At 63.4% G+C, this 25,734-nt stretch carries 21 protein-coding genes and 2 tRNA genes; 8 read left to right on the top strand and 15 right to left on the bottom strand.

Annotated elements, in window-relative coordinates:
• Positions 1 to 146 precede the first annotated feature (146 nt).
• Positions 147 to 830, top strand: coding sequence for a vitamin K epoxide reductase family protein (locus tag ABH924_RS20595; RefSeq protein ID WP_404501821.1), 684 nt, complete (start codon positions 147 to 149; stop codon positions 828 to 830).
• Between the two features lie 90 nt (positions 831 to 920).
• Here the strand turns inward: ABH924_RS20595 and ndk are convergent, their stop codons facing one another.
• From ndk to ABH924_RS20565, 6 genes are all read right to left on the bottom strand, one after another.
• The gene (ndk, locus tag ABH924_RS20590; protein WP_404501819.1) at positions 921 to 1,340 is read right to left on the bottom strand and encodes a nucleoside-diphosphate kinase; all 420 of its coding nucleotides are present in this window, start codon (positions 1,338 to 1,340) and stop codon (positions 921 to 923) included.
• A gap of 53 nt (positions 1,341 to 1,393) precedes the next feature.
• A complete protein-coding gene (locus ABH924_RS20585; RefSeq protein ID WP_404501817.1) occupies positions 1,394 to 1,846 on the bottom strand; it encodes a DUF4233 domain-containing protein in 453 nt (150 codons plus the stop codon).
• Positions 1,847 to 1,848: 2 nt separating this feature from the next.
• Complete coding sequence (locus tag ABH924_RS20580; protein ID WP_404501815.1) at positions 1,849 to 3,210, bottom strand: bifunctional folylpolyglutamate synthase/dihydrofolate synthase; 1,362 nt, start codon at positions 3,208 to 3,210, stop codon at positions 1,849 to 1,851.
• A gap of 3 nt (positions 3,211 to 3,213) precedes the next feature.
• Entirely contained in the window at positions 3,214 to 6,534 is a 3,321-nt protein-coding gene (gene ileS, locus ABH924_RS20575) for an isoleucine--tRNA ligase (RefSeq protein ID WP_404501837.1), read from the bottom strand.
• A 329-nt stretch (positions 6,535 to 6,863) separates the two neighbouring features.
• On the bottom strand, positions 6,864 to 7,637 hold the full coding sequence (locus tag ABH924_RS20570) for an SDR family oxidoreductase (RefSeq protein WP_404501813.1): 774 nt from the start codon (positions 7,635 to 7,637) through the stop codon (positions 6,864 to 6,866).
• A 1-nt stretch (position 7,638) separates the two neighbouring features.
• Entirely contained in the window at positions 7,639 to 8,577 is a 939-nt protein-coding gene (locus ABH924_RS20565; protein WP_404501811.1) for a hypothetical protein, read from the bottom strand.
• Positions 8,578 to 8,828: 251 nt separating this feature from the next.
• Between ABH924_RS20565 and valS the strand changes: the two genes are divergently transcribed.
• Together valS and ABH924_RS20555 are read left to right on the top strand one after the other, a co-directional pair.
• The gene (valS, locus tag ABH924_RS20560; protein ID WP_404501809.1) at positions 8,829 to 11,507 is read left to right on the top strand and encodes a valine--tRNA ligase; all 2,679 of its coding nucleotides are present in this window, start codon (positions 8,829 to 8,831) and stop codon (positions 11,505 to 11,507) included.
• Positions 11,508 to 11,879: 372 nt separating this feature from the next.
• On the top strand, positions 11,880 to 12,755 hold the full coding sequence (locus ABH924_RS20555; protein WP_404501807.1) for an Fpg/Nei family DNA glycosylase: 876 nt from the start codon (positions 11,880 to 11,882) through the stop codon (positions 12,753 to 12,755).
• Positions 12,756 to 12,806: 51 nt separating this feature from the next.
• On the opposite strand, the gene ABH924_RS20550 is transcribed toward ABH924_RS20555, so the two are convergent.
• The 6 genes from ABH924_RS20550 to ABH924_RS20525 all read right to left on the bottom strand — a co-directional run bounded on the left by ABH924_RS20550 (position 12,807) and on the right by ABH924_RS20525 (position 18,031).
• The gene (locus tag ABH924_RS20550; RefSeq protein ID WP_404501805.1) at positions 12,807 to 13,421 is read right to left on the bottom strand and encodes a DsbA family protein; all 615 of its coding nucleotides are present in this window, start codon (positions 13,419 to 13,421) and stop codon (positions 12,807 to 12,809) included.
• A gap of 79 nt (positions 13,422 to 13,500) precedes the next feature.
• Complete coding sequence (gene clpX / locus ABH924_RS20545; protein WP_059389365.1) at positions 13,501 to 14,787, bottom strand: ATP-dependent Clp protease ATP-binding subunit ClpX; 1,287 nt, start codon at positions 14,785 to 14,787, stop codon at positions 13,501 to 13,503.
• Positions 14,788 to 14,970: 183 nt separating this feature from the next.
• Complete coding sequence (locus tag ABH924_RS20540; RefSeq protein WP_234749864.1) at positions 14,971 to 15,630, bottom strand: ATP-dependent Clp protease proteolytic subunit; 660 nt, start codon at positions 15,628 to 15,630, stop codon at positions 14,971 to 14,973.
• 36 nt (positions 15,631 to 15,666) lie between these two features.
• Positions 15,667 to 16,278 (bottom strand): ATP-dependent Clp protease proteolytic subunit, encoded by a 612-nt coding sequence (locus ABH924_RS20535; RefSeq protein ID WP_234749995.1) that lies wholly within the window; start codon positions 16,276 to 16,278, stop codon positions 15,667 to 15,669.
• A gap of 242 nt (positions 16,279 to 16,520) precedes the next feature.
• Positions 16,521 to 17,888, bottom strand: a complete 1,368-nt coding sequence (gene tig, locus ABH924_RS20530; RefSeq protein WP_234749868.1) for a trigger factor — start codon at positions 17,886 to 17,888, stop codon at positions 16,521 to 16,523.
• 68 nt (positions 17,889 to 17,956) lie between these two features.
• Positions 17,957 to 18,031: transfer RNA gene (locus ABH924_RS20525), tRNA-Pro, on the bottom strand.
• Between the two features lie 154 nt (positions 18,032 to 18,185).
• Here ABH924_RS20525 and ABH924_RS20520 point away from each other — a divergent pair.
• Positions 18,186 to 18,259, top strand: a tRNA-Gly gene (locus tag ABH924_RS20520).
• An 82-nt stretch (positions 18,260 to 18,341) separates the two neighbouring features.
• Here the strand turns inward: ABH924_RS20520 and ABH924_RS20515 are convergent.
• The 3 genes from ABH924_RS20515 to ABH924_RS20505 all read right to left on the bottom strand — a co-directional run bounded on the left by ABH924_RS20515 (position 18,342) and on the right by ABH924_RS20505 (position 20,905).
• Entirely contained in the window at positions 18,342 to 19,283 is a 942-nt protein-coding gene (locus ABH924_RS20515; RefSeq protein WP_404501802.1) for an Fpg/Nei family DNA glycosylase, read from the bottom strand.
• Entirely contained in the window at positions 19,283 to 19,765 is a 483-nt protein-coding gene (locus ABH924_RS20510; RefSeq protein ID WP_284984215.1) for a ribose-5-phosphate isomerase, read from the bottom strand. Before ABH924_RS20510 ends, ABH924_RS20515 begins: the two co-directional genes overlap by 1 nt.
• A gap of 138 nt (positions 19,766 to 19,903) precedes the next feature.
• Complete coding sequence (locus ABH924_RS20505; RefSeq protein ID WP_234749874.1) at positions 19,904 to 20,905, bottom strand: hypothetical protein; 1,002 nt, start codon at positions 20,903 to 20,905, stop codon at positions 19,904 to 19,906.
• A gap of 137 nt (positions 20,906 to 21,042) precedes the next feature.
• Here ABH924_RS20505 and pepN point away from each other — a divergent pair, with 137 nt between their 5' ends.
• From pepN to ABH924_RS20485, 4 genes are all read left to right on the top strand, one after another.
• On the top strand, positions 21,043 to 23,604 hold the full coding sequence (pepN, locus tag ABH924_RS20500; RefSeq protein WP_404501799.1) for an aminopeptidase N: 2,562 nt from the start codon (positions 21,043 to 21,045) through the stop codon (positions 23,602 to 23,604).
• A gap of 101 nt (positions 23,605 to 23,705) precedes the next feature.
• Entirely contained in the window at positions 23,706 to 24,185 is a 480-nt protein-coding gene (locus tag ABH924_RS20495) for an OsmC family protein (protein ID WP_234749880.1), read from the top strand.
• A 134-nt stretch (positions 24,186 to 24,319) separates the two neighbouring features.
• Positions 24,320 to 25,048 (top strand): mechanosensitive ion channel family protein, encoded by a 729-nt coding sequence (locus tag ABH924_RS20490; protein ID WP_234749882.1) that lies wholly within the window; start codon positions 24,320 to 24,322, stop codon positions 25,046 to 25,048.
• Between the two features lies 1 nt (position 25,049).
• Positions 25,050 to 25,523: a globin gene (locus tag ABH924_RS20485; RefSeq protein ID WP_404501797.1), complete on the top strand. Its 474-nt coding sequence runs from the start codon at positions 25,050 to 25,052 to the stop codon at positions 25,521 to 25,523.
• The last annotated feature ends 211 nt before the right edge of the window (positions 25,524 to 25,734 follow it).

Below are 25,734 nucleotides of genomic sequence, written 5' to 3'. Positions count from 1 at the left end.
ACGCCCGCACTCCCGGCAGGAAGCACGCCCTGAAAGCTTCCGTGCCGCCGCCCTGGCTGGACGCGTCCTCCAGCCGTCGCGGCTAGAATCCTCCCAAGAGCAGTCCCCGGTCCTGCGCCGGGCCATCCAGAAAAGGACAGCCAACCATGCCGAGCCCCGCCAGCCCGAACCTGGCCAATAACGATGCCCGCTCCGTCCGGCAGGAGAAAACCGGGAGGAACGCCGCCGACGCAGCCATGCCCCGCATGGTCCGCGACCGCCCCTTTGCGTGGCTCTTGCTCGCCACCGGCGCCATAGCGTGGCTGGCATCAGGGGCGCTCGTGCTGGAAAAGTTGCAGGTCCTGATCGACCCCAACCACATAACGGCCTGCGACCTCAATCCGTGGGTGTCCTGCGGCAGCGTCATGAAGACACCGCAGAGTTCGGTTTTCGGTTTCCCCAACATGTTCATCGGCATTGTTGCCTTCACCGTGATCATCACCACCGCCATGGCGATCTTTGCCGGGGCCAAGTTCGCCCGCTGGTACTGGATCGGACTGCAGACGGGCGTCACACTGGGGTTCATCTTCATCGTCTGGCTGTGGTCCCAGGCACTGTATGTCATTCACATCCTGTGCCCGTTCTGCATGGTGGTGTGGGCATGCATGATCCCGCTCTTCGTCTTCGTGACTATCAGGAACGTGACGCACGGGGTCATTCCAGCCCCCGCAGGCCTGGCCAGGATCCTCAGCGAATCCGGTTGGATCATTTCCGCACTGCTCTACGTTGCCGTGATCGCGAGCATTTTCTTCGCCTTCATCAATGTCTTCATCGGCACGTCCGGTTACTGAGCACTTATCCCTTAACTGAGGCATTAACAGCAGAAGGGGCCCTTGTTCACCTTGAACAAGGGCCCCTTCCGCTTTCGCCTTGGCGGTAAACTACGCGCCGAACCAGATCTTGATCTCGCGCTCGGCGGAATCCACCGAGTCGGAACCGTGGACCAGGTTCTGCTGCACAGCCAGGCCCCAGTCGCGGCCGAAGTCGCCGCGGATGGTGCCCGGTGCCGCCGTCGTCGGGTCCGTGGTTCCCGCAAGGCAACGGAAGCCTTCGATCACGCGGTGGCCCTCGAAGATGGCAGCGACAACCGGGCCGCTGAGCATGAACTCAACCAGCGGCTCGTAGAACGGCTTGCCCAGGTGCTCTTCGTAGTGCTGCTCCAGCAGCTCGCGGCTGGCGTTGACCTTCTTCAATTCGACCAAAGAGTATCCCTTGGACTCGATGCGGGCGAGGATGCTGCCGCTCAAGTTTCGGGCGACGCCGTCGGGCTTGATCAGTACAAGGGTGCGCTCAATGCTCACGGTTGCTCCAATGTTGAGTGTGTGGGTTTCCCAGCCAGTTTACGGGGTTTCGCTCAGGCGGACTGCCCGGCAGAGTCTTCCCCGTGCGAAGCGTTCCACTCGGCTTGCTCACGATCGCGCTGGGCGTTCTCGCGGTCGATCCGCATGCCGGCACGGATGCCGTACCACCAGCAGGCCGCGAAGAGGATTCCCACCACGAACATCGTGGGCTCGACGAAGCCGGACAGAATCAAGACCAGCTGCAATACCCAGCCGAGACCGATGCCCCACGGCTTGCTGAGGACGGCACAAGCCAGGATCAGCACAAGGCTCAGGGTGATTCCGAAAGTCAGGATCAGAGCCGGCTGCACCTCGCCACGCTTCAGTCCGAAGACAGCCAAGGTGGCGAAGAACGCCACGAAGGCCTCCAGAAGCAGAACGGTCGAAGCGAACATCACCTTGGTGGAGCGGCGCTTCTTGGGCATCCCGGGCCGCCATTCGCGCTGGGCTTTGGTGAGTTTGGCCATGCTCAGGAACCAACCTTCCCGAGGAGCATGCGGGCTTCGGCCACCACGGTGATGGAACCCGTGACGAGTACCCCGCCGGCCAGGTCATCGTTGGCTTCGGCGCGCTCCACAGCCCACTCGATCGCGTCATCCAGCTTCTCGGCAATGTGGACGTTGTCCGCACCGAAGCCAAGGTCGACGGCGAGATCGGCCAGTTGGGCGGCCGGGATGGCCCGCGGCGAGCTCGACTGCGTGAAACAGAATTCCTCTGCCAGTCCGCCCAGGGATTCCTTGAGCTGCCGCAGGATTTCTTCCGCGTCCTTTTCCTTCAGGACACCGAGGACCACCACCAGCTTGCTGAAGCTGAAGGCCTCTTCGATTGCCTCGGCTGAGACGCGGATGCCATCAGGGTTGTGTGCCGCATCCACGATGATCGTGGGAGCGGTGCGCACCACCTCAAGACGGCCGGGCGACGTGACGTTGCCGAAAGCCTCGCGCAGAAGGTCGCCGTCGAGCTCTTTTTCGCCTCCACCGAAGAAGGCCTCCAGGGCAGCGACGGCGACTGCCGCGTTCTCGGCCTGGTGGGCGCCATGCAAGGGCAGCAGCAGGTCCTCATAGCGGCCCGCGAGCCCCTGGATGGTCAGCACCTGGCCTCCGACGGCCACGCTGCGGGACTCGACGCCGAATTCGACACCTTCGAAACGGAACGGCACCCCAACCTCGCGAGCCTTCTCCAGGAGCACCTGGGCGGCGTCCACGGGCTGGGCCGCGCTGACCAGGAAGCCGCCAGGCTTGATGATTCCAGCCTTCTCACGGGCGATATCCTCGGTGGTGTCGCCGAGGAGATCCGTGTGGTCGAGCGAAATCGGCGTCACCACGGAGACCTGCCCGTCGCCTACATTCGTGGCATCGGTGATGCCGCCCAGCCCCACTTCAATCACGGCGACGTTGACGGGTTGGTCAGCGAAGATCGCGAAGCCCAGGATGGTGAGGCACTCGAAGTACGTGAGCCTGGGCTGGCCATCGGCTTCGAGTTCCTTGTCCACGATCTCGAGGTACGGACGGATCTCGTCCCAGATCCGGACAAAGGTCTCATCCGACACCGGCTCGCCGTCGATGCTGATGCGCTCGGTGACCTTCGACAGGTGCGGACTCGTGTAGCGGCCAGTGCTCAAGCCGTGGGCGCGAAGCCCCGCTTCGATCATGCGGGCGGTGGAGGTCTTGCCATTGGTGCCCGTGATGTGGATGATCGGGAACGCCTTGTTGGGCTCCCCCAGCACATCCATCGCCCGGTAGAGGGGCGCCAGCCGCGGCTCCATTTTGTTTTCCGGGGCGCGGCCCAGGAGTTCGGCGTAGACGCTTTCTACGGAGAATTCGTCGCTCATGTACTAGGCCTCGATCTTGGTAACGGTGATCTGCGGCTCGGCGGCGTCGCCGGAGACGACGGGGTCGAGCTGGAGGGACAGGGTTTCGGTCTTGACCAAGTCTTCATTGGCGCGCAAGGCATCAACAACGTCGTGGACGGCCAGGACCGTGGTGTGGATGCGGTCGCTCACGTTGAGTCCTGCGTCCTTGCGTGCTTGCTGGATGGCACGGACCATGTCGCGCGCCAGGCCCTCGGCAGCCAGTTCCGGAGTGACTTCGGTGTTGAGGACCACGAAGCCACCGCCCGGAAGGACAGCGACGGCCGCGGACGAACCGTCAGCAGATTCCGCGACGACGGTCTCAAGCGTGTACTCCTGCGGTTCCAGCTCGAGTCCACCCGCCGTGACCACTCCACCATCGGAAACAGACCAGTCGCCGGACTTGGAACCCTTGATGGCCTGCTGGACATTCTTGCCCAGTCGCGGACCTGCCGCGCGGGCATTGACCACGAGTTTCTGCTCGATGCCGAATTCCTCCGGCGACGCCGTAGCGGCATCCAGGAGCCGGACGGAACGCAGGTTCAGTTCATCCGCGACGACGGCGGCGAAGCCTTCCAGCGCATCCGCACCGGGTGCCACGACCGTGAGCTCCTGCAGCGGCAGGCGAACGCGAAGGTTGGCGGCCTTGCGCAGGCTGGAACCGGTGGAGCAGATCTGCTGGACCCGGTCCATGGCTTCTACAAGTCCCGGGTTGGCCGGGAACAGCGAGGCCTCGGGCCAGTCAGCCAAGTGCACGGAGCGCCCGCCGGTCAGGCCTCGCCAGATCTCCTCGGAAACGAGGGGCAGCAGCGACGCAGAGACACGGCAGACTGCTTCGAGGGCCGTGTGGAGCGCATCGAAGGCGTCGGTGTTCTCGTCGAAGAAGCGCTGACGGCTGCGGCGGACGTACCAATTGGTGAGCATGTCCAGGTAGCTGCGCAGTTCATCGCAGGCTCCGGAAATGTCGTATTCGTCCAGGCTGGAGGTGATGTTGCGGACGAGGTCGCCGGTGTTTGCCAGCAAGTACTGGTCCAGGGTGTCCGTGTAGCCGTCGTAGCGCAGTTTGGCGTCATAGCCGGCGCCGCCATTGCTGGCGTTCGTGTACAGCGTGAAGAAGCTGTAGACGTTCCAGAGCGGCAGGATGACCTGGCGGACGCCGTCGCGGATTCCTTGTTCGGTGACCACGAGGTTGCCGCCACGGAGGATGGGGCTGGACATCAGGAACCACCGCATGGCGTCGGAGCCGTCGCGGTCCAGGACCTCGGAGACGTCCGGGTAGTTGCGCAGGCTCTTGGACATCTTCTGCCCGTCAGAGCCCAGGACGATGCCATGGCTGATCACATTGCGGAAGGCCGGCCGGTCGAAGAGTGCCGTGGACAGGATGTGCAGCATGTAGAACCAGCCGCGGGTTTGCCCGATGTACTCGACGATGAAGTCGGCCGGGTTGTGGGTGTCGAACCATTCCTCGTTCTGGAACGGATAGTGCACCTGGCCGTAGGGCATGGAACCCGAGTCGAACCAGACGTCCAGGACGTCCTCGACTCGGCGCATGGTGGACTGGCCCTCTTCAGGAGAGCGCGGGTCGTCCGGGTTGGGCCGGGTGAGTTCGTCGATGAACGGGCGGTGCAAGTCAACCTGGCCGTCGTTGTTCATCGGAAGGCGGCCAAAATCGGCCTCAATCTCGGCGAGCGAGCCGTAAACGTCCGTGCGCGGGTACTCGGGGTCATCTGACTGCCACACCGGGATGGGCGAGCCCCAGTAACGGTTGCGGCTGATGGACCAATCGCGGGCGTTGGCTAGCCACTTGCCGAACTGTCCGTCCTTGACGTTGCCCGGGATCCAGTTGATCTCCTGGTTCAGTTCGGACATCCGGTCCTTGAACTTGGTGACCTCCACGTACCAGGAAGACACGGCACGGTAGATCAAGGGGTTGCGGCAGCGCCAGCAGTGCGGGTAGCTGTGCTCGTAGCTGGCCTGGCGAACCAGGCGACCGCCGGAACGCAGTGCCTGCGTGATCGGCTTGTTGGCGTCGAACACCTGCAATCCGGAGATTTCGGCAAGGGGTCCGTGCGCGAACAGGTGGAGGAATTTGGCGCCTTCGTCGACGGAAAGCACCACGGGGATGCCCGCGTCCTCACAGACTTTCTGGTCGTCCTCGCCGTAGGCCGGAGCCTGGTGGACGATGCCCGTGCCGTCGGTGGTGGTGACGTAGTCCGCCACGAGGAAACGCCAGCCGTTCTGCGTTCCGTACTTCTCGGTGTCGGAGAAGTAGTCCCACAGCGGCTCGTACTCCAGGCCGGCCAACTCGGTGCCCGTGAAGGTGGCGGTGACAGCGGCGGTGGCGGCAGCGCCGTCGTCGTACCCTAGGTCCTTGGCGTAGGTGCCGAGGAGATCGGCAGCCAGCAGGAAGCTGCCCGTCACCGGAGCCTCCGCGGAGGCGGCCTTGATGCCGTGGGGACCGGCCGGAACCACCGCGTAGGAGATGTCAGGCCCGACGGCGAGCGCCAGGTTGGTGGGCAGTGTCCAGGGGGTCGTGGTCCACGCGAGCGCCTGCACACCCTCAAGGGACTTGGAGAGTTCCGACTCCCCTGCCTTGATGGGGAAGGTCACCGTGACGGTCTGGTCCTGGCGGTTCTTGTAGACATCGTCATCCATGCGCAGTTCATGGTTGGACAGCGGCGTCTCGTCCTTCCAGCAGTACGGCAGGACGCGGTACCCGTTGTAGGTGAGGCCCTTCTCGTGGAGCTGCTTGAAGGCCCAAAGGACAGACTCCATGTACTCGACGTTGAGGGTCTTGTAGTCGTTGTCGAAGTCCACCCAGCGTGCCTGGCGCGTGACGTAGCTCTTCCATTCGTCTGCGTACTTCATGACCGAGGCACGGCACGCGTCGTTGAACTTGTCGATGCCCATCGCTTCGATCTGGGTCTTGTCCGTCATGCCCAATTGCTTCATGGCTTCGAGTTCGGCGGGCAGGCCGTGGGTATCCCAGCCGAAGCGCCGTTCGACGCGCTTGCCGCGCTGGGTCTGGTAACGGCCTACCAGGTCCTTGGCGTAGCCGGTCAGGAGGTGGCCGTAGTGGGGCAGCCCGTTGGCGAAGGGAGGACCGTCGTAAAAGACGAACTCGTTGCTGCCGTCGTGGCCCGGATCGCGCTGGTCGATGCTGGCTTGGAAGGTGCCGTCTTCATCCCAGTATTTGAGGATGCGCTCTTCGATCTCCGGGAACTTCACGGAGGCGGACACTCCCGTGGAAGCGCCGGACGGAGCTGTGCCTGAAAGTGCCGCGGAGGCCTTGGGGTAATACGTCATCTCTTCATCCTGGGTTGAGCCGGTGAACACAAAGTTTCATTCAGGATGCGAGGACGGCGCCAGGCCGTTGTTTCCAACAGCGCCGGTACCGCGGTACCACCTCACTTACCGTCGCGCGTCCTGCTCCTCGTGAAGAGGAGCTGTTCCGGCGCCGGCCGCTCATTGCTGCTGTGACGGGCTTACCCGTCCGGTTCTACTGACTCCCATGGTGGCGGGGCGTTCTTCCGGAAGCTCACCGGTGATGTCCGGGTCAAAGCTTGTGCCACAAGTCTAACGGCAGCGGCGCCGCTAGCTCCACTTGAGGGCATGGGGCGCGCGACGCCGGGACCTTAGCCCTTGCGGATCAACTTGTGGGTCGCGGCCTGCGCCACCGGGCGGACGATGATCTCGTCCAGGTTGATGTGGTGCGGCACTGAGACGGCGTACTTGACGACGTCGGCGACGTCCTCCGGCGTGAGCGGCTTCTCGACGCCGGCGTACACCTTGGCTGCAGCAGTGGCATCGCCAAGGCGGTTGAGCGCGAATTCCTCCGTGTGGACGAGGCCGGGCGCCACCTCGATGACGCGGATGTTGTTCTCGGCTTCCTCCAGGCGCAGGGCGCCGGTCATGGCGTGCTGGGCAAACTTGGCCGCGTTGTAACCGCCGCCGCCCTCGTAGGCCGTGAATCCCGCGGTCGACGTCAGGTTCAAAACTGTGCCCTCGCCGTTGGCCCGGAGCATCGGGAGGAAGGCCCGGGTCAGCTTCAGGGTACCGAGCACGTTGACTTGGTACATCCAGTCCCAGTCTTCGGTCTGCGCATTGGCCAGGGTGTCTGCGCCCCGTGCGCCGCCGGCAATGTTGATGAGCGTGTCCGCTCCCCCTGCCTCGGTGACGGCCGAGAGCAAGGCCGCGACGTCGTCGTCGTTGGTGATGTCCGCGGCGAACGGCACGGCGCCGCTCTCGGCGCCGAGTGTCTCGAGCCGCTCCGCACGGCGGGCGACAGCGAATACCTTCCATCCATCGGCGGTGAGGGCCCGCACTGTGGCTTCGCCGATTCCCGTGCTGGCGCCGGTCACTACTGCGATCTTCTGGGACACCGTGGATGACGTTTCAGGAGCAATCATGTCACCAGCCTATCGCCGCCCCCTCCCCCTCCCAGTTGTCCCACTCATTGTTTCCCCTGTGCTGGACGTCAACACCTCGCGCACCAACTCTCTCTGCCTTCACTAAGGCTGGGACAGATGGCGCGGATTTCATCGCCGAGAGTGCCTCGGACACAATGGGCAACACAGAATTCGGATCTTGGAGAATCCACCTCGCCGGAATACGCACCACTGGGATGCCCTGCATGATCAAGGAATTCCAACGCCTGCGGTCGTTCTCGAATTCCTGTGGCCCCGAGTGGAACTTCCGACCATCGACTTCGTAGACAAGTCCTCCATTGACGACACCATCCACTCTTCCCACTCCGGCGATCTGCACCTGCGTGTTCACCTGGAATCCTGCGTCTTCCAGGGCAAGACGAGCCAAGGTTTCCGGCATAGACTGTGAATCGGCGCGGATCCTGCCGATCAGGAGCCGGATCCGCCAGTCGCGGGAACCGGAGAAGTGCGACTCGAGGTCCCGCAGCATGACCCGTCCGCCCGCAACGGCCCCTTCTGCGACTACAAGCGCCTGCCACGCCGGAGCGCACCTGAAGGCCTGGCACACAGCGTCGAATTCCGAAACCACAAGCTGTCTGGCTGAACGTTTGCCCCGATGGACCACGCAGCCGGGAATCTCCTTGGCGCTGTCCCTGACAACGTGGGGCACGGCGGCCGGTTTCCAGACCCATAGGCCCCGGGCCGATGCCGCAGAAAGGCACGCCAAGGACACATTCTGCCCGGCTGCTTTGACAATGTCGGGTCTGGCCGACGGAAGCGCGTAGGTACCTCGCGCAGTCTTCATCAAGAGCCCGTGGTCGACAAGCTCCCGGATTTGGAACCTGTCCAGGCCTATCCGCCGTAAATGGCTGAAACGGCATATACCCCAATTGCGCTGCAGCATGCGCTGTATCTCGTCCATGGCTCAACCGTGCTTCGCGCCGACAAGGCAATTCCAGCCTTCAATTGCCGTATGTGGACATCGCGCAGACCGTGTTCCTCCCCCAGCTGTCCCATCGCCGGTGACGGGTGTGGGCCCCGTCAACACCATGCGCCCCACACTCCTCCCGGGACGCAGACAATGGGACAGCTGGGAGAGGGAGCAGTGGCGGCCCGCATGCTACGGCACGTCCGTGTGCCACGGAACAAAGGGTGCCATGAAACAATTGGCCCATGGCTGAATCAACGCAGGGTACAGACACGCCCGCCACCGCCCCCATCAACGTTCCCGACAAGCCGGCCCTTGAAGGCCTTGAGGCTGCTCTGACGCAGCGCTGGCTTGACGAAGGAACCTACAAGTTCAACCCGGACACCACCCGGGAGCAGGTCTACTCGATCGACACTCCCCCGCCCACCGCATCCGGTTCGCTCCACGTGGGCCACATGTTCTCGTTCACGCAGACGGATGTCCAGGCCCGCTACATGCGCATGACCGGCAAGAACGTCTTCTACCCGATGGGCTGGGACGACAACGGGCTGCCCACCGAGCGCCGCGTCCAGAACTACTACGGCGTCCGCTGCGATCCCGCCATTCCTTACAACGCCGACTACCGGCCGCCGGCACAGCCGGCGAAGAACCAGCGCGACTTCGACGTCGTCTCGCGCCAGAACTTCATCGAACTCTGCGAGGAACTCGCCGTCGAGGACGAGAAGGTCTTCGAAAACCTGTTCCAGACCCTCGGCCTGTCCGTTGACTGGGACCTGACGTACCGCACGATCGACGACACCTCGCGCGCGGTGTCCCAGCGCGCCTTCCTCGCCAACCTGAACGCCGGGGACGCCTACATGGCCGAGGCCCCCACCTTGTGGGACGTGACGTTCCGTACCGCCGTCGCGCAAGCCGAGTTGGAGGACCGCGAGGTTGCCGGCGCGTACTACCGCTACCCCTTCTTCACCGCTGACGGCGAGAAGATCTACATCGAGACAACGCGTCCGGAACTGCTCGCCGCGTGCGCGGCGCTGGTGGCGAACCCCGACGACGAGCGCTACCAGCCGCTGTTCGGCAAGACCGTCACGTCCCCCCTGTTCGACGTCGAACTCGAAGTCAAAGCCCACCCGCTCGCCAAGGCGGACAAGGGCTCCGGCATCGCGATGGTCTGTACCTTCGGCGACCTCACTGACGTCACCTGGTGGCGCGAACTGCAGTTGCCCACCCGCGCCATCATGGGCCGCGACGGCCGCATCATCTCAGAGACACCTGAGTGGATCACCACCGACGCCGGCAAGGAAGCCTACGCGGCAATCGCCGGCAAGACGGCGTTCTCTGCCAAGGAGGCAGTGGTCGAGCTTCTCATTGCCGCCGATCTGCTGGATGGCGAGCCCAAGAAGATCACGCACCCCGTGAACTTCTTCGAGAAGGGCGACAAGCCCCTTGAAGTTGTTACGTCGCGCCAGTGGTACATCCGCAATGGCGGCCGGGACGAGGACCGCCGCGAACGGTTGATCGCGCGCGGACACGAGATCGAGTTCCACCCGTCCTTCATGCGCTCCCGCTACGAGAACTGGATCTCCGGGTTGAACGGTGACTGGCTCGTTTCACGCCAGCGCTTCTTCGGCGTGCCGATCCCCGTCTGGTACCCGCTGGATGCCCAGGGCAACCCGGACTACGCAAACCCCATCCTGCCGTCCGACGAGTCCCTTCCGGTAGACCCTGCGGCAGACGCGGCCCCCGGCTTCGACGAGTCCCAGCGCGAGCAGCCCAACGGCTTCATCGGAGACGCCGACGTTCTGGACACCTGGGCCACGTCCTCGCTGACCCCGCAGATCGTGGGCGGCTGGAGCCGTGACGAGGAATTGTTCGGCAAGGTCTACCCCTTCGACCTCCGCCCGCAGGGACACGACATCATCCGCACCTGGCTCTTCTCCTCGGCTGTGCGGGCCGATGCGTTGCAGAACAGCGCGCCGTGGAAGCACGCCGCCATCTCGGGCTGGATCCTGGACCCGGACCGCAAGAAGATGTCCAAGTCCAAGGGCAACGTGGTTGTTCCCACCGACGTCCTGAACGAGTTCGGTTCCGACGCCGTCCGTTACTGGGCCGCGTCGGCCAAGCTCGGTGCGGACACCGCCTACGAGATCGCCCAGATGAAGATCGGCCGCCGCCTGGCCATCAAGCTTCTCAACGCCTCCAAGTTCGTGTTGAACCTGGGCGCTACCGAGAACTCGGTGGTCGGTGCGGATCTGTCCGTCCTGACCAACCCCGGGGTTGGTCTCCCCCACGCGGAAAAGACGCCCGCGTGGGGACCCCTGACCAACCCCTTGGACCGGGCATTATTGGCCCAGCTGGCCGACGTCGTGGCCCAGTCCACCAAGGCGTTCGACAACTACGACTACGCGCGCGCCCTGCAGATCACGGAATCGTTCTTCTGGCAGTTCACGGACGACTACGTGGAACTCATCAAGGACCGCGCCTACGGTGCGGCCGGCGAGACCGAGCAGGCATCCGTGCTTGCTGCCCTTGCCACCACGCTGGATTCGCTGTTGCGCCTGTTCGCGCCGTTCCTGCCCTTCGCCACCGAGGAGGTCTGGAGCTGGTGGCGCACGGGTTCGGTTCACCGCGCGGCATGGCCGGCAGCCGTGGAAATCGTCGACGGCGACACCACCATGCTGGGCACCGTCGGCGTCGCGCTAAGCGGCATCCGCAAGGCCAAGTCCGAGGCCAAGGTCAAGCAGCGCACCGAGGTCCTCTCCGCCACGATCACCGCTACCGAGTCGTTTGTTGCACAGCTGGAAGCCGGGCTGGGAGACCTGAAGGCCGCGGCCAACGCACAGGAGATTTCACTGGTAGCCGGCGACGGCGAACTCACGGTGAGCGACGTGGTCCTGGCACCTGCCGAGGAGCCCGCTCAAGCGTAGTTTAGGAGAGCCCGGGAGTTCCCGGGCCGCCCGGGAGTTTCCGGGCAAAGGGGAAGCCCCATCAGCGTTTAGCCGTTGGTGGGGCTTCGACTTTCGGCTGCCTGATGACGTCTTGACAGTCTGGCGGAATCCTCGGACTTTCAGGTCTTCCTACCTCGTCACTGGTAGCTTGCATCCAACTTTGCCGAAGGCTGCGTCAGATGCATATCACTGAATCTCTGGTTTCCGTGTCCCTCTTCTTTCGAAGTGGGTAAGTTCTATTCTTGACCCGCTCCCCGGCCAGCACAACCCCTCTCCAGGAACTACTGGCATGTAATTCGGGCACCTCGTGGCGGGGTTCTGGGGTTGGGTGCTTTGTGGCACAGTGTTGCTATGCCAGAACTTCCCGAAGTGGCCGGGCTGACTGCCTTCCTGGGCAGGAATCTTCTCGGTGCTGAACTGACGAAGATCCAGATCACGTCTTTTGCCGTGCTGAAGACAGCCGATCCTCCTTACTCAGCCCTGGAGGGTCGCAAAATCGTCGGCGTGGAACGCTTCGGAAAGTTCGTCAGTCTCGACGCCGAGGGCATCCATTTCGTCTTCCACCTCGCCAAGGCCGGGTGGATCCGCTACACGGAGCAGCCATCGCAGACCCAGCTGCGGATGGGCGGCAGCAATATTGCCGCGAGGCTCGGCTTCACCAAGAGCGACGGCTCAACCCACGTCGGCGTGGACCTGACGGAGGCCGGAACGAAGAAGAGCCTGGCCGTATACGTGGTGCGCAGCCCCTTGGACGTTCCCGGGATCGCGGCACTCGGTCCGGACCCGCTGAGCCCTGCGTTCACGGAAGAAACTCTGGCCGGAATCCTTTCCACAAGCGCGCACCAGATCAAGGGACTCCTTCGGAGCCAAAGTGTCATGGCGGGCATCGGCAACGCCTACAGTGACGAGATCCTTCACGCAGCCAGGATTTCACCGTTCGCGATCGCCAAGTCGCTGGACAAGGACACAACCCGTGTGCTTTATGAGTCCATCGAAAGTGTCCTGGGTACGGCTGTCGCCGCCGCCGTCGGGAAAGCCTCAAGCGAACTCAAGGACACGAAGCGGAACACCATGCGGGTCCACGGCAGGGCGGGCCAGCCTTGCCCTGTGTGCGGGACCACCATCCGCGAGGTGTCCTTTGCCGACACTTCGTTGCAGTATTGCCCTGGCTGCCAGACAAACGGGAAGATCCTCGCGGACCGTAGAACGTCGCGGTTCCTGAAATAGCTGTGACTGCGGCACGAACGACCGCCGCGGCGCCGGCTGGTTGGATTCAGGCTAGTTGAATTCCGGGCTTTCCGTACGGCTGCGCTTGAGCTCGAAGAAGTGCGGGTAGCCGGCCAAGGTGACGGTGGCGTCCCAGATCCGGCCGGCTTCCTCGCCACGGGGAATACGGGTGAGGACAGGGCCGAAGAAGGCCGTGCCGTTGACCGCGACCACGGGGGTGCCGACGTCCTGGCCCACCAGGGAAATACCGGATTCGTGGCTGGCACGCAGTTGCACGTCGTATTCCTCGGAATCGGCGAAGCGGGCCAATTCGGCGGGCAGGCCGGTTTCAGCCAGTGCCTTGGAGATGACCTCGGCGAAATCCTTGATGCCTTCGTGGTGGATGAGGGAACCCATCGCGTCGTACAGCGGCTTGATGTACTCGTTTCCGTGCAGCTCGCGGGCGGCAATGATGACACGGACGGGTCCCCAGCCCAGCTTCATTTTCTCGGTGTACTCGGCAGGCAGCTCGCGGCCTTCGTTGAGGACAGAGAGACTCATGACGTTCCAGTTGGTCTCAATGCCGCGAACGTCTTCCACTTCACCCATCCAGCGGGATGTCACCCAGGCAAAAGGGCACATGGGATCGAACCAGAAATCGACCTTGTTGGCGGTCTGCTCGGGCACAGGGAACTCCTTCGATAGGCGTAAGGGGGCGCGCTAGCCGGACGAAACGATGTCCGGCGCCAATGATGCCAACCCCAGGCTAGGCGGACTTATTCCGACGCTTCGCAATGACCTCGTGCGCGATCATGGTGGGCTGGCCCTTCTTGTTCACGGCGTCGGCAGTGATGACGACGCTGGCGATGTCATCCCTGCTGGGCAGGTCGAACATGACCGGCAGCAGCACCTCCTCCATGATGGCACGCAGGCCGCGGGCTCCGGTGCCACGTTCAAGGGCCTGGTCCGCAATCGAGTCAAGGGCGTCGTCGTCGAACAAAAGCTCCACGCCGTCCAGCTGGAACATCTTCTGGTATTGCTTGATCAGGGCGTTCTTGGGCTTGGAGAGAATCTGGATGAGGGCGGAACGGTCAAGGTTGGACACGGTGGTGATCACAGGCAGGCGTCCGATGAATTCGGGAATGAGGCCAAACTTGAGCAGATCCTCCGGCATCACCTCGCCGTAGCTGTCCGCGTTGTCCTTGACCTCGTTGAGCGGGGCCCCGAAGCCTATGCCCTTCCGGCCGGACCGCGATCCAATGATGTCCTCGAGCCCGGCGAAAGCACCGGCCACAATGAACAACACGTTGGTGGTGTCGATCTGGATGAATTCCTGATGCGGGTGTTTACGTCCGCCCTGCGGCGGAACCGAGGCCACGGTGCCCTCAAGGATCTTCAGGAGCGCCTGTTGCACGCCTTCGCCGGACACATCGCGCGTGATGGACGGGTTCTCGCTCTTGCGCGAAATCTTGTCGATCTCGTCGATGTAGATGATGCCTTGTTCGGCCTTCTTGACGTCGTAGTCTGCGGCCTGGATGAGCTTCAGCAGGATGTTTTCGACGTCCTCGCCAACGTATCCGGCCTCGGTCAGGGCCGTGGCGTCGGCGACGGCGAAGGGTACGTTCAGCCTGCGGGCCAGGGTTTGTGCCAGGTAGGTCTTGCCGCAGCCGGTGGGGCCGATCAGCAGGATGTTGGACTTGGCGATCTCCACGTCTTCGTGGTGTCCACCTTCGCCGAGGCCGGTCTTCGGTGCGTGGCCCGCCTGGATGCGCTTGTAGTGGTTGTAGACCGCGACGGCGAGGGAGCGTTTCGCGGGCTCCTGGCCAATGACGTATTCCTGGAGGAAGTCGAAGATCTCCCGCGGCTTGGGCAACTCGAAGCTGCCAAGATCCGATACTTCGGCGAGTTCCTCTTCGATGATCTCGTTGCAGAGTTCGATGCACTCGTCGCAGATGTACACGCCGGGCCCGGCAATCAGCTTCCGCACCTGCTTTTGGCTCTTTCCGCAGAAAGAACACTTCAGCAGATCCGTGCTCTCGCCAATCCGAGCCATGTGGGAATCCCTTCGTTTCATGCGGGTGGTGCAGCCCCGTACCTATCCGCAATTTCGCAAGATCGCAGCGGGGGCGCCACCATGACAACTTCCACTGTAGGACACAATGGGCTGCTTGGGTTGAAACAGAACGCCGATGCGGTCCATATTTCCTGAACCGCACCGGCGTCGAGTTTTGGCCAGTTACCTGGCGATCGCCTGGGGCTTGATCTTGCGGGAATCGAGCACCTGGTCGATCAATCCGTAGTTCATTGCCTCGGCAGCGGTGAGGATCTTGTCGCGCTCGATATCGTTGTTGACCTGCTCCGGCGTCCGCCCGGAGTGCTTGGCCAGCGTGTCCTCAAGCCATGAGCGCATGCGCATGACTTCTGCGGCCTGGATCTCAAGGTCGGAAGCCTGGCCTCCTTGGCCGCCGGACAGCGACGGCTGGTGGATCAGGACCCGGGCGTTGGGCAGGGCGAGGCGCTTGCCCGCAGTACCTGCCGCGAGCAACACGGCCGCGGCGCTGGCCGCTTGGCCCAGGCAAACGGTCTGGATCTCCGGGCGAATGTACGTCATCGTGTCGTAGATCGCCGTCATGGCCGTGAACGAGCCACCCGGGGAGTTGATGTACAACGTGATGTCGCGGTCCGGGTCCGTGGACTCGAGCACCAGCAGCTGGGCCATGATGTCGTCGGCAGAAGCGTCGTCAACCTGTACACCGAGGAAGATGATCCGGTCCTCGAAGAGCTTCGTGTACGGGTCCTGGCGTTTGAAGCCGTAGGGCGTGCGCTCCTCGAATTGCGGGAGGACGTAGCGGCTGGACGGGAGATTACCGGCAGACCATCCAAAGTTGTAGTTCATGTTATTGCTCCTGATCTGAATGTTTCTTGGTGCCGGTTAGTTCTCTGAGTTCGAGGCGTTGGCCGTTCCGCCACCGCCGGCAACCGAGCCTGCGTGGGCGGCGATCTTGTCGAAGAAGCCGTACTCGAGAGCGTCGACGGCCGTGAACCACTTGTCGCGGTCATTGTCCTTGAGGATGGTATCGACAGTCTGCCCGGTCTGTTCGGCAGTCAGCTCAGCCATCACCTTCTTCATGTGCAAGATCAATTCGGCCTGGATCTTGATGTCCGACGCCGTGCCACCGATGCCGCCGGAAGGCTGGTGCATCAGGATGCGGGCGTTGGGCGTGGCGTAGCGCTTGCCCTTGGTGCCCGAGGAAAGAAGGAACTGGCCCATGGAGGCCGCGAGTCCGGTGGCAACCGTCACGACGTCGTTCGGGATGAACTGCATGGTGTCGTAAATGGCCATGCCGGCAGTCACGGAGCCGCCAGGAGAGTTGATGTACAGGTAGATGTCCTTCTCCGGGTCTTCAGCGGAGAGGAGGAGGAGCTGGGAGCAGATCGCGTTGGCGTTTTCATCGCGGACTTCGGATCCGAGCCAAATGATGCGCTCTTTCAGCAGGCGGTTGTAGATGTAGTTGTCCTGGGCCGCTGGATCGACGGTTGCCATCCTGGGCGTCTCTGCGTGCTGTGACATAAGTACTTACCTCTCGCTGGTGACAGGGCCATTGCTGAACTTGCCATCCCTGATCTTCACTACTTGGACACTAACCGTTTTCCACGGCGATTTGTTCTCCCAAATCGCACTGTTCGCTGACGGCGCACGATTGCGGAAGGGGGCGCTTTCCATGCTCCCCGGGCTTAAACCAAGCCGCCCCCGGATCAAGGATCCGGGGGCGGCGAGAGTTGAAACTAGAACTTCACGGCAGCGGGGTCGTCGCTCGGAACAACAGCTGCTTCTGCGGCTTCCTCGACTGAAACCTCTTCGCCGGCGGGGCGCACGAAGTCGCTGAGGTCGACCTTGTTGCCTTCGGAGTCGACAACCTCGGCCTGGCCGAGGACAACTGCGAGAGCCTTACGGCGACGTACCTCGGAAACCATCATGGGAACCTGGCCGCTCTGATCGATGATCTGGGCGAACTGGTTCGGGTCCATGCCGTACTGGCTTGCCGTGCTGACGATGTAGTCGATCAGCTCGTTCTGGCTGACGCTCACTTCTTCCTTGTCGGCAATGGCGTCAAGGATGATCTCGTTCTGGAAGGCGCGGGCAGTGTTGGCCTTGACCTCGGCGCGGTGTTCCTCGGTGTCGTGCTCGCCTTCGCCGTGGGCGTTCTCCGGGTTGAAGTGCGCTTCGAGCTGCTCTTCGACCACAGAATCCGGAACCGGAACCTCGATGAGCTCTACGAGCTTGTCCAGGACCTTGTCGCGGGCTTCGACGCCCTGGCCGACGACCTTGGAATCAGCGGCCTGCTTGGCAAGGTCTTCACGCAGTTCAGCGAGGGTGTCGAACTCGGATGCCAACTGGGCGAAGTCGTCGTTGGCCTCAGGAAGCTCGCGCTCCTTGACGGTCTTGACGGCAACCTTGACCTGGGCTGCCTCGCCGGCGTGCTCGCCGCCAACCAGCGTGGTGTCGAAGATTGCTTCTTCTTCGGCAGAAAGGCCGGTAACGGCCTCGTCGAGCCCCTCAAGCATGGTGCCTGCGCCAACCTGGTAGGACAGGCCGGTGGCGGAGTCGATCTCGGCGCCGTCGATCGTGGCGGTGATGTCGATGGTCAGGAAGTCGCCATCGGCGGCCGGGCGGTCAACGGACTTCAGCGTGCCGAAGCGGCCGCGGAGCTCGTCGAGGGCCTTGTCGACGTCGGCGTCGGAGGAATCGGCTGCAGCAACCTCTACCTTGATGCCGGCGTAGTCAGGGAGCTCAACCTCGGGACGGACGTCGATCTCAACCTGGAACTTCAGTTCGCCGTCGGTCGAGGACGGGTCCGGAACCTCGGTGATCTCAACCTCGGGACGGCTCAGCGGGCGGAGGCCGGCTTCCTGGACGGCGGCCTGGTACCAGCCGTTGAGGCCATCGTTGATGGCGGTCTCCAAGACGTAGCCGCGGCCGACGCGCTGGTCAACCAGCTTGGAGGGAACCTTGCCCTTGCGGAACCCGGGAACCTGGATCTGCGAAGCAACGGTCTTGTAAGCGGCATCGATGCTCGGCTTCAGTTCCTCAAAGGGAACCTCAACGTTGAGCTTGACCCGCGTGGCGGTGAGGTTCTCGACAGCGCTCTTCACAGTCTAAGTACTCCTGGTTTTGTGGGATGGGGTTCTGCCGCGTTCCGGATCGGAACAGGCACACAGAGTCGGGGTGACAGGATTTGAACCTGCGACTTCCTGCTCCCAAAGCAGGCGCTCTAGCCAAGCTGAGCTACACCCCGTGAATGCACAGGACAGTCTACGGGCATCTCGGCGGAGAATGCACATTTGACACTTGGCCCCTGAATTAGGTTTAGTTATATCCGGCTTCAACAGCCACCGGAAAGGTGCGAGGAACACTCTGAGAGGTTCATAGAGATCCATGCAGTCTTGCCCGGGGACGTAGCTTAATGGTAAAGCCTCAGTCTTCCAAACTGATTACGCGGGTTCGATTCCCGTCGTCCCCTCCAAAGAACGAAGGGCCCCTCATCGAGGGGCCCTTCGTGTTTCCGCGCGTTGCACCCGCCAGGGGCGAACTTTAGCGCCTGACTTTTAGTTCTGGCAGCCCGGGCACCAATAGAGTTTGCGTGCACCGATCTCGGCCATCCCCACTACTTCGCCGCATCGCCGGCACGGCTGTCCCTGCCGCTTGTAGACAAAGTGCGCCTCGCCGTCGAGCGCTCCGGCGTTCCCGCCGCTCCCGCCGCTCCACAAAACCGACGGGGTCGTAACAATCCGCCCGTCACGGACGCCGTCGGACATCGCCGCCACGGTGTCATCCCACAGGCGACCGGCGGTTTCGGCGTTCAAGGAGCTGCCCGGAGTCCACGGATCAACGCGCCGGCGGAACAGCACCTCCGCGCGATAGATGTTGCCGATCCCGGCCACGACCGACTGGTCCATGAGGAGGAGCCCGACGGCGGTCTTGCGGCGCAGCAAGCGGCGGATGAACTCCTCGCGGTCGCCAGGGCGGTTGTGGAGGGGATCGGGACCTAAGCGCGCCAGGACGGCCGCGGCCTCCGCCTCGGTGATCGCTGCGCACGTGGTGGCGCCCCTCAGGTCTGCCCAGCCGTTCGCCGAAACGAGGCGCACGCGCACGGCACCCACCGGCTCGGGCGGACCCGCGTAGCTGCTTATGGGGCTCGCTGCACCGGGACCCGCACCCAGGCCAGCATCCTGTTTTGCGTCTTGTGAGAAAGTCTCGCGTTCGCCGATACGGCGCGGCGCCCCGATGCTCGACGCCCCGCGGAAGGATTCATCGCCACCGAAACTCCACGCACCGTAGAGACCCAGATGGACATGCAGAAGCACCCCATGGTCAAAACGGAGGAAGAGCTGCTTGCCGTGCGCCGTCGCTTCGAGCAGTTCGTGGCAGTCCAAAAGCGCCGCGCCCGCAGTGAAGCGGCCTTGGGGGCTGGAGACCTCCAGCACCTGGCCGGCAAAAACATCCTGGAACTGGCGTGCCAGGCGATGGATGGAATGCCCTTCAGGCACTACGCAACGATTTCGCCGGTGTTCTCATAGACGGCGATTTTTCCGATGCGGCGAACGTGGCGTTCGTCGTTGCTGAACGGTTCTTCCAGGAAGGCCTCGATCAGTTCGGTGGCTTCCTCGACAGTGTGCTGGCGGCCCCCGACGGCAACCACGTTGGCGTCATTGTGCTCTCGGGCCAGTTTCGCAGTGGAGAGGTTCCAGGCGAGTGCGGCCCGGACACCCTTGACCTTGTTCGCGGCAATTTGTTCACCGTTGCCGGATCCGCCCAGGACGATGCCCAGTGCGTGAACGCCGGCCTCTTGGTCGGCAACTACGGCCGCGGCCGCGTTGATGCAGAACGAAGGGTAGTCATCCAGGGCGTCGTACACCTTGGGGCCGTGGTCAACAACGTCGTAGCCTTTGGCAGTCAAGTGGCTGACGAGGTGGGCGCTGAGCTCCATGCCGGCGTGGTCCGTGGCAATGTGGACGCGGGGTGTGGTCACAGGAAGTCCATTCAGTCTGGCACGCGAACGCGGCAATGCCGGGCGCGGCGGTGAGGGATGCGGTTCCTAGGTTACTAGGATCGGGCCCCGGCTCACCTCTTAAGACGAAGCCAGCAGGCCGGACAACCTTCCCGCCGCTTAGGGGGCCGGAGGCTGCTCGCCGCGCTGGGCCCGCGCCGCGACGCGGTTCAGGATTCCTGCGAGCCGGTCCGCAGTGGCCGAGGTCCCGGCGCTGAACGCCACCCTGCGGCCGCTGAGCTGACGGACGACGACGGCGGGACCGCTGCTTACGAGCATGGCCGTCGCTCCTCCGTGGTGCCGGAGTCCCCAGCCGCCAAAGTCGGCGGCCCTGACTTCCTGCGCCGCAGCGCCTGCGATATCCACGGCAGGCACCGTGAGGACCCTCAGAACCCCCGCGACAAAGACCTGCACGCCTCCCCTGTCCGCCCTGACCCGGACGAAGAGGAAACACGCTCCTATGACGGCGACCACTGCGAGCAGTGCGCCCAACCACGGGAGCGCAATCGCGATCAACATGGCGGGGAACAAGGTGGCCACGCAGATCATCACGAACACCGAACTCCGCGCGTGGACCCACAGCAACATGGAATCCTCCGCCAGGCCGGGGTCTTCCGTCCGGATCCTTTCGTCCTCGAGGGCGGCGTCGTCTTCCGGTGTCCAATGCGGGTCAGGCTTGAAAGCCATCATCATGACCACGCCCAGCGGCAGGGCCGCGCCCGCGCCCAGCGCGAGGACCGTGGCATCGACGTGGGAGCTGCGGGCGTCGGTGAGGCCGGTTTGCCCCACGAGGCCGGCGGCCAGCACGGAGGTGATGAAGAGGGTCACCATAAGGCCCATGCCCATCATGACCCGGCGCATGATCACGGGCCGGGCAAGGGGAACCGCCTGGATGAACACCAGCCAGCCCGCGACGACCAGGAAGCCTCCGCCGCCTAAAACGTAGGTGAGGAACGGCGCAAAGCTGATTCCGCCGTCGGCGTTCCACGCGATGGCGACAGGATCGGGAAGGTTGTTGCGCAACATGAGTGCGCACACAGCAAATGCGCCGGCCAGCAGCACTGGAAACGCCACCGCAAAGCGGAGTGCCCGGAGGTCCAACGAGTCGCGCATCTTTCCCATATTCCAACGCTACCCCGCGCCGGCGACACTGTGATCGAGCGTCCTTGCCAAGCCGGAATCAAGTGAAAGAATGACTTCACAGCGCCGGCGCTGGCTGAAACCAACCGGCTTCTCGAAACCATTCTTGGAGGCAAACCTTGCCAGGCCTGAACTTGACGCGCGCCGAAGCCGGACAGCGCGCAAAATTGCTCAGCGTGACCTCGTATGACGTCACGCTCGACTTGACCAAGGGCGCCTCGGTCTTCGGCTCCACCACGGTGGTGAAGTTTTCCGCCGTCGAGGGCTCCTCGAGCTTTATCGACGCGATCACGGAGACCGTGCACAGCGTGACGTTGAACGGCACCGAACTCGATCCGGCGGTGGTGTCCGACGGCGTGCGCATCCAGTTGCCCGGGCTCGTCGCGGAGAACGAACTCAGGGTAGTTGCCGATGCCCCCTACATGAACACCGGTGAGGGCCTGCACCGTTTCGTGGACCCGGTGGACAACGAGGTCTACCTGTACACGCAGTTCGAGGTGCCCGATTCCCGCCGCATGTTCGCTGTGTTCGAGCAGCCGGACCTGAAGGCCGCATTCACGTTCACGGTCACTGCACCCTCGCACTGGGACCTGATCTCCAACTCGCCCACTCCGGTACCGGTGGAAACCACTCCCGCGGACGACGGCGGCGCGCGCTCCGTCTGGCATTTCGCCCCGACTCCCCGCATCTCTTCCTATGTCACCGCCTTGATCGCGGGACCGTACCAATCGGTCCGCAGCGAGGTCCGCAGCTCCGATGGCCGCGTCATCCCGCTCGGGGTGTTCGCCCGCAAGTCCCTCATGCAGTACCTGGACGCCGACAACATCTTCGAACTGACCCGCCAGGGTTTTGAGTTCTTCGAGGCCCAGTTCGGCTTCCCGTACCCCTTCGAGAAGTACGATCAGCTGTTCGTTCCCGAGTTCAATGCCGGCGCGATGGAAAATGCCGGCGCCGTGACCATCCTCGAAGGCTACGTCTTCCGGGGCAAGGTCACCGACGCCCAGATCGAACGCCGCGCCATCACTGTGCTGCACGAGCTGGCCCACATGTGGTTCGGGGACCTCGTCACGATGCGCTGGTGGAACGACCTCTGGCTCAACGAGTCCTTTGCCGAGTACATGTCCCACCTGGCCGCGGTCGAGAACACCGAATTTGACCGGGCGTGGACCACCTTTGCCTCGGTGGAGAAATCCTGGGCGTACCGGCAGGACCAATTACCCACGACCCACCCGATTTTCGCCGAGATCAACGATCTCCGGGACGTCGAGGTCAACTTCGATGGCATCACCTATGCCAAGGGAGCTTCCGTGCTGCGGCAGTTGGTTGCCTGGGTGGGACCGGAGCAGTTCATGGCCGGCGTCGGCGAGTACTTCCAGAAGCATGCGTGGCAGAACACCGAACTGGTGGACCTCATGAAGGAACTCGAAGCTGCCAGCGGCCGCGATCTGGACCAGTGGGGCAAGCTCTGGCTCGAGACTGCCGGCGTCAATACCCTCTCCCCCGAGCTCGAGGTCGACCCAGACGGCACCATCACGTCTTTTGCGATCGTGCAGACGGCTATCGTCGAGCAGCCCACCTTGCGGCCGCACCGCCTCGCCGTGGGGTTCTATGACCTCTCAGCCGAAGGCAAACTTGAGAGGACCCACAGGGAGGAGCTCGACGTCGACGGCCCCCGGACCGACGTTCCCGCCCTTGCCGGAATGGCGCGTCCGGACCTGGTCCTGCTCAACGACGACGACCTCGCCTACGCCAAAGTGCGCCTCGACCCCAGCTCCTTGGCCACCGCGAAGGCCCACCTGAAGGACTTCGCCGGCAGCCTGCCCCGCACACTCGTATGGGGCTCTGCGTGGGATGCAGCCCGCGACGGCGAAACCCCGGCCCGTGGCTACGCCGAGCTGATCCTGGCGAACATCGCGTCCGAGACCGATTCCTCCGTAATCCAGACCCAGCTCCGCCAGCTGGCCACTACTTTGACTTACTACGTCGCGGTCGAACACAAGGATGCCGCCACGGTGGCCGCCGCTGACACGCTGTGGGAACTTTCGAAAACCGCGGCTGCCGGATCGGACGCCCAGCTGCAATTCGTGAAAACTTTCGCCTTGCTCTCCGCCAGCAGCTCCCAACTGGAGACAATCCAAGCGGTCCTGGACGGCAGCATTGTCCTGGACGGACTGACCGTTGACCAGGACCTGCGCTGGGAGCTCCTCACCGCGCTGGTGGTGGGCGGGCGCGAAGGCCAGGACCGGATCGACGCCGAACTCGGGCGCGACCACACGGCCAATGGCCAGAACGCCGCCGCCTTGGCGACGGCTGCCCTTCCTACACCCGAGGCCAAGGCCGCCGCGTGGAAGAAGATCGTGGTCACGGGCGAGCTTTCCAACGCCATTCAAAGCTCCGCCGTCACGGGCTTCACCCGGGTGCTGGACACCTCCCTGCTGGAGCCGTACGCCGAGGTGTACTTTGAGGCCGTACCTGAGATTGTCGCCAGCCGCACCTTTGCGCTGGCCCAGCAAATCGTCGTCGGGCTCTACCCGGCGCAACTGACCACGCAGGCCACGGTTGACCGCACGGACAAGTTCCTCGCTGAGCTGCCGGCGGACAGCAGCGCCCTGCGCCGCATGATGCTCGAAAACCGCGACGGCGTTGCCCGTGCCTTGAAAGCCCGCGCGGCAGACGTCTAAAAACCATCGGATAAATCACCGTCCGGCCCCGGTTCCGCTTCAATGGAACCGGGGCCTTTCCGTATGCCGCCCGCGAAAGCACCCCCCGCTAGACTTTCCCCATGAGCCTGGACGAACACCGCTACTCCCTGACCGTGCGCTGGACCGGAAATCTGGGCACCGGGACTTCCACCTACCGCGGCTACACGAGGGACCACGACGTCGAGATCCCCGGCCTGCCCGTCCTGAAGGGATCCTCGGACCCCACCTTCCATGGCGACCGCAGCCGGTACAACCCCGAACAACTGCTCCTCACCGCACTCTCCCAGTGCCACATGCTGTCTTTCCTGCATGTCGCGGTCAAACACGGGGTGGTGGTCACGGATTACGTGGACCACGCCGAGGGCTTGATGAGGCTCAATCGCGATGGCAGCGGCCAGTTCGAGAACGTCACCTTGAAGCCGCAAGTCACGGTTGCCGACCCGGCGCATATTTCCCTCGTGGACGAACTGCACCATGAGGCCAACCAGGTGTGCTTTATCGCGAGGAGCGTCAATTTTCCCGTTCTGCATGAGCCAAGCACGATGGCGGCCGTCAGCTAGCCAGGCTGTTCAGCCAAGAACCAGGATGCACGACCGGCCACGCTACGGCGATAGGGTTGACCGTGGACAGAGTGTTCAGCGCCCGGCAAAAGGGCCCGGCGAACAATTGGATCCCGTGAGGAGCATTCCCGCACATGAACGTCGCCTCGTCGACCGACAACATCGTGGCCGATGCAGCCAAAATCGATTACGCGTCAATCTTCGTGACGCTGGGCATTGGGTTGGTGGTCTGGGTTGTGGCCCGGTTCATCATCCTGCGTATTACCCGCCGAGTGGCCGAGGGCACCAGCTTCTTCAAGAAACCGCATTTCAGGTGGGTCCAGCCGGCCTTCCGGGCGCTCGACCATGAACGGCGCGCCCAACGCGCCCACACGATCGGGTCGCTGCTGACAAGCGTGCTGAGCGTGGTTGTGGTGGTCATCGTCATCATCTACGTCCTCAAATACCTGAATGTGGATATTGCACCGCTGCTCACGAGCGTCGGGATTTTGGGTGTGGCCATTGGCTTCGGCGCCCAACAGCTCATCCGCGATTTCCTGTCCGGCATCTTCATCACCATCGAGGACCAGTTCGGAATCGGCGATGTGATTGTGACCACCGAAGTGATTGGCACCGTTGAATCTGTAGGCCTCCGGATCACCCGGCTCCGGGCCGAAGACGGTGCCATCTGGTATCTGCGCAACGGGGAAATCCTTCGGGTGGGCAACCGCTCGCAGGGCGACTACGTGCCGGAGGAACCCGCCGTCCCGGACGACGTTCCGCCTGCACCCCCGGGTACTGCGCCTGCCGAAACCGCTGCATCCGGTGCGCCTCAATCTTCAAAGGAATCCCTCAAGATTCAAGAGCAGAAAGCAGGCGAGTGACATGGCCAGCCAGCCGGAATCAGCAACGCCGCAGCCTGCCGAACGGCGGCAGTTGATGCAAAACGATCCGTTCAGCCAGCCTGCCTACACCGACAGCTTCTATGAGGCCATCGGTGGCCACGGGACTTTCGTGAAACTCATCGATGTCTTCTACGACGGCGTCGCCGGAGATCCTTTGCTCCGGCCCATGTACCCCGAACAAGACCTCGCCCCGGCAAAGCGACGGTTCCTCATGTTCCTTGAGCAATATTGGGGCGGTCCGGGCACCTACAGCGAGGAACGTGGACACCCCCGGCTGCGGATGCGGCACATGCCGTTCCAGGTGACGCCCGAAGCCAAGGACCGCTGGCTCTTCCACATGCGCGCGGCAGTGGATTCGCTCGGCTTGTCGCCGCTACACCAAGGGACGCTGTGGGACTACATGGAGCGGGCCGCACTCACGATGGTCAACAGTCCGTCGGTCCAGCAGCCCTGAGCTTGTAAGACGGCGCCATGTGCCGGCCCTGAGCTTGTAGCCCGGGCCTGCCCCAGCCTAGAGTGGGGCAGCAGGGTCCCTACGTAGCGCGGAACGCGACACGAAAGGGCCTGCCTAGAGTGGGGCAGCAGGGTCCCTACGTGGCGCGGAACGCGACACGAAAGGGCCTGCCTAGAGTGGGGCAGCAGGGTCCCTACGTGGCGCGGAACGC

This window comes from Arthrobacter sp. GAS37, from assembly GCF_044908325.1.
In the GTDB taxonomy this organism is placed as follows: Bacteria; Actinomycetota; Actinomycetes; order Actinomycetales; family Micrococcaceae; genus Arthrobacter; species Arthrobacter ramosus.
Note: the sequence above shows the minus strand (reverse complement) of the source record. Positions and strands in the feature narration are given on the sequence as shown.

Coding starts and splice junctions, on each gene's coding strand:
- ileS (WP_404501837.1), bottom strand. CDS start 6,534: ATGACGTATTACCCCAAGGCCTCCGCGGCACTTTCAGGCACAGCTCCG.
- ABH924_RS20555 (WP_404501807.1), top strand. CDS start 11,880: ATGCCAGAACTTCCCGAAGTGGCCGGGCTGACTGCCTTCCTGGGCAGG.
- ABH924_RS20570 (WP_404501813.1), bottom strand. CDS start 7,637: ATGATTGCTCCTGAAACGTCATCCACGGTGTCCCAGAAGATCGCAGTA.
- valS (WP_404501809.1), top strand. CDS start 8,829: ATGGCTGAATCAACGCAGGGTACAGACACGCCCGCCACCGCCCCCATC.
- ABH924_RS20495 (WP_234749880.1), top strand. CDS start 23,706: ATGAGCCTGGACGAACACCGCTACTCCCTGACCGTGCGCTGGACCGGA.
- ABH924_RS20565 (WP_404501811.1), bottom strand. CDS start 8,577: ATGGACGAGATACAGCGCATGCTGCAGCGCAATTGGGGTATATGCCGT.
- ABH924_RS20580 (WP_404501815.1), bottom strand. CDS start 3,210: ATGAGCGACGAATTCTCCGTAGAAAGCGTCTACGCCGAACTCCTGGGC.
- clpX (WP_059389365.1), bottom strand. CDS start 14,787: ATGGCTCGGATTGGCGAGAGCACGGATCTGCTGAAGTGTTCTTTCTGC.
- ABH924_RS20535 (WP_234749995.1), bottom strand. CDS start 16,278: ATGGCAACCGTCGATCCAGCGGCCCAGGACAACTACATCTACAACCGC.
- ABH924_RS20485 (WP_404501797.1), top strand. CDS start 25,050: ATGGCCAGCCAGCCGGAATCAGCAACGCCGCAGCCTGCCGAACGGCGG.
- ABH924_RS20595 (WP_404501821.1), top strand. CDS start 147: ATGCCGAGCCCCGCCAGCCCGAACCTGGCCAATAACGATGCCCGCTCC.
- ABH924_RS20490 (WP_234749882.1), top strand. CDS start 24,320: ATGAACGTCGCCTCGTCGACCGACAACATCGTGGCCGATGCAGCCAAA.
- ABH924_RS20540 (WP_234749864.1), bottom strand. CDS start 15,630: ATGAACTACAACTTTGGATGGTCTGCCGGTAATCTCCCGTCCAGCCGC.
- ABH924_RS20505 (WP_234749874.1), bottom strand. CDS start 20,905: ATGGGAAAGATGCGCGACTCGTTGGACCTCCGGGCACTCCGCTTTGCG.
- ABH924_RS20585 (WP_404501817.1), bottom strand. CDS start 1,846: ATGGCCAAACTCACCAAAGCCCAGCGCGAATGGCGGCCCGGGATGCCC.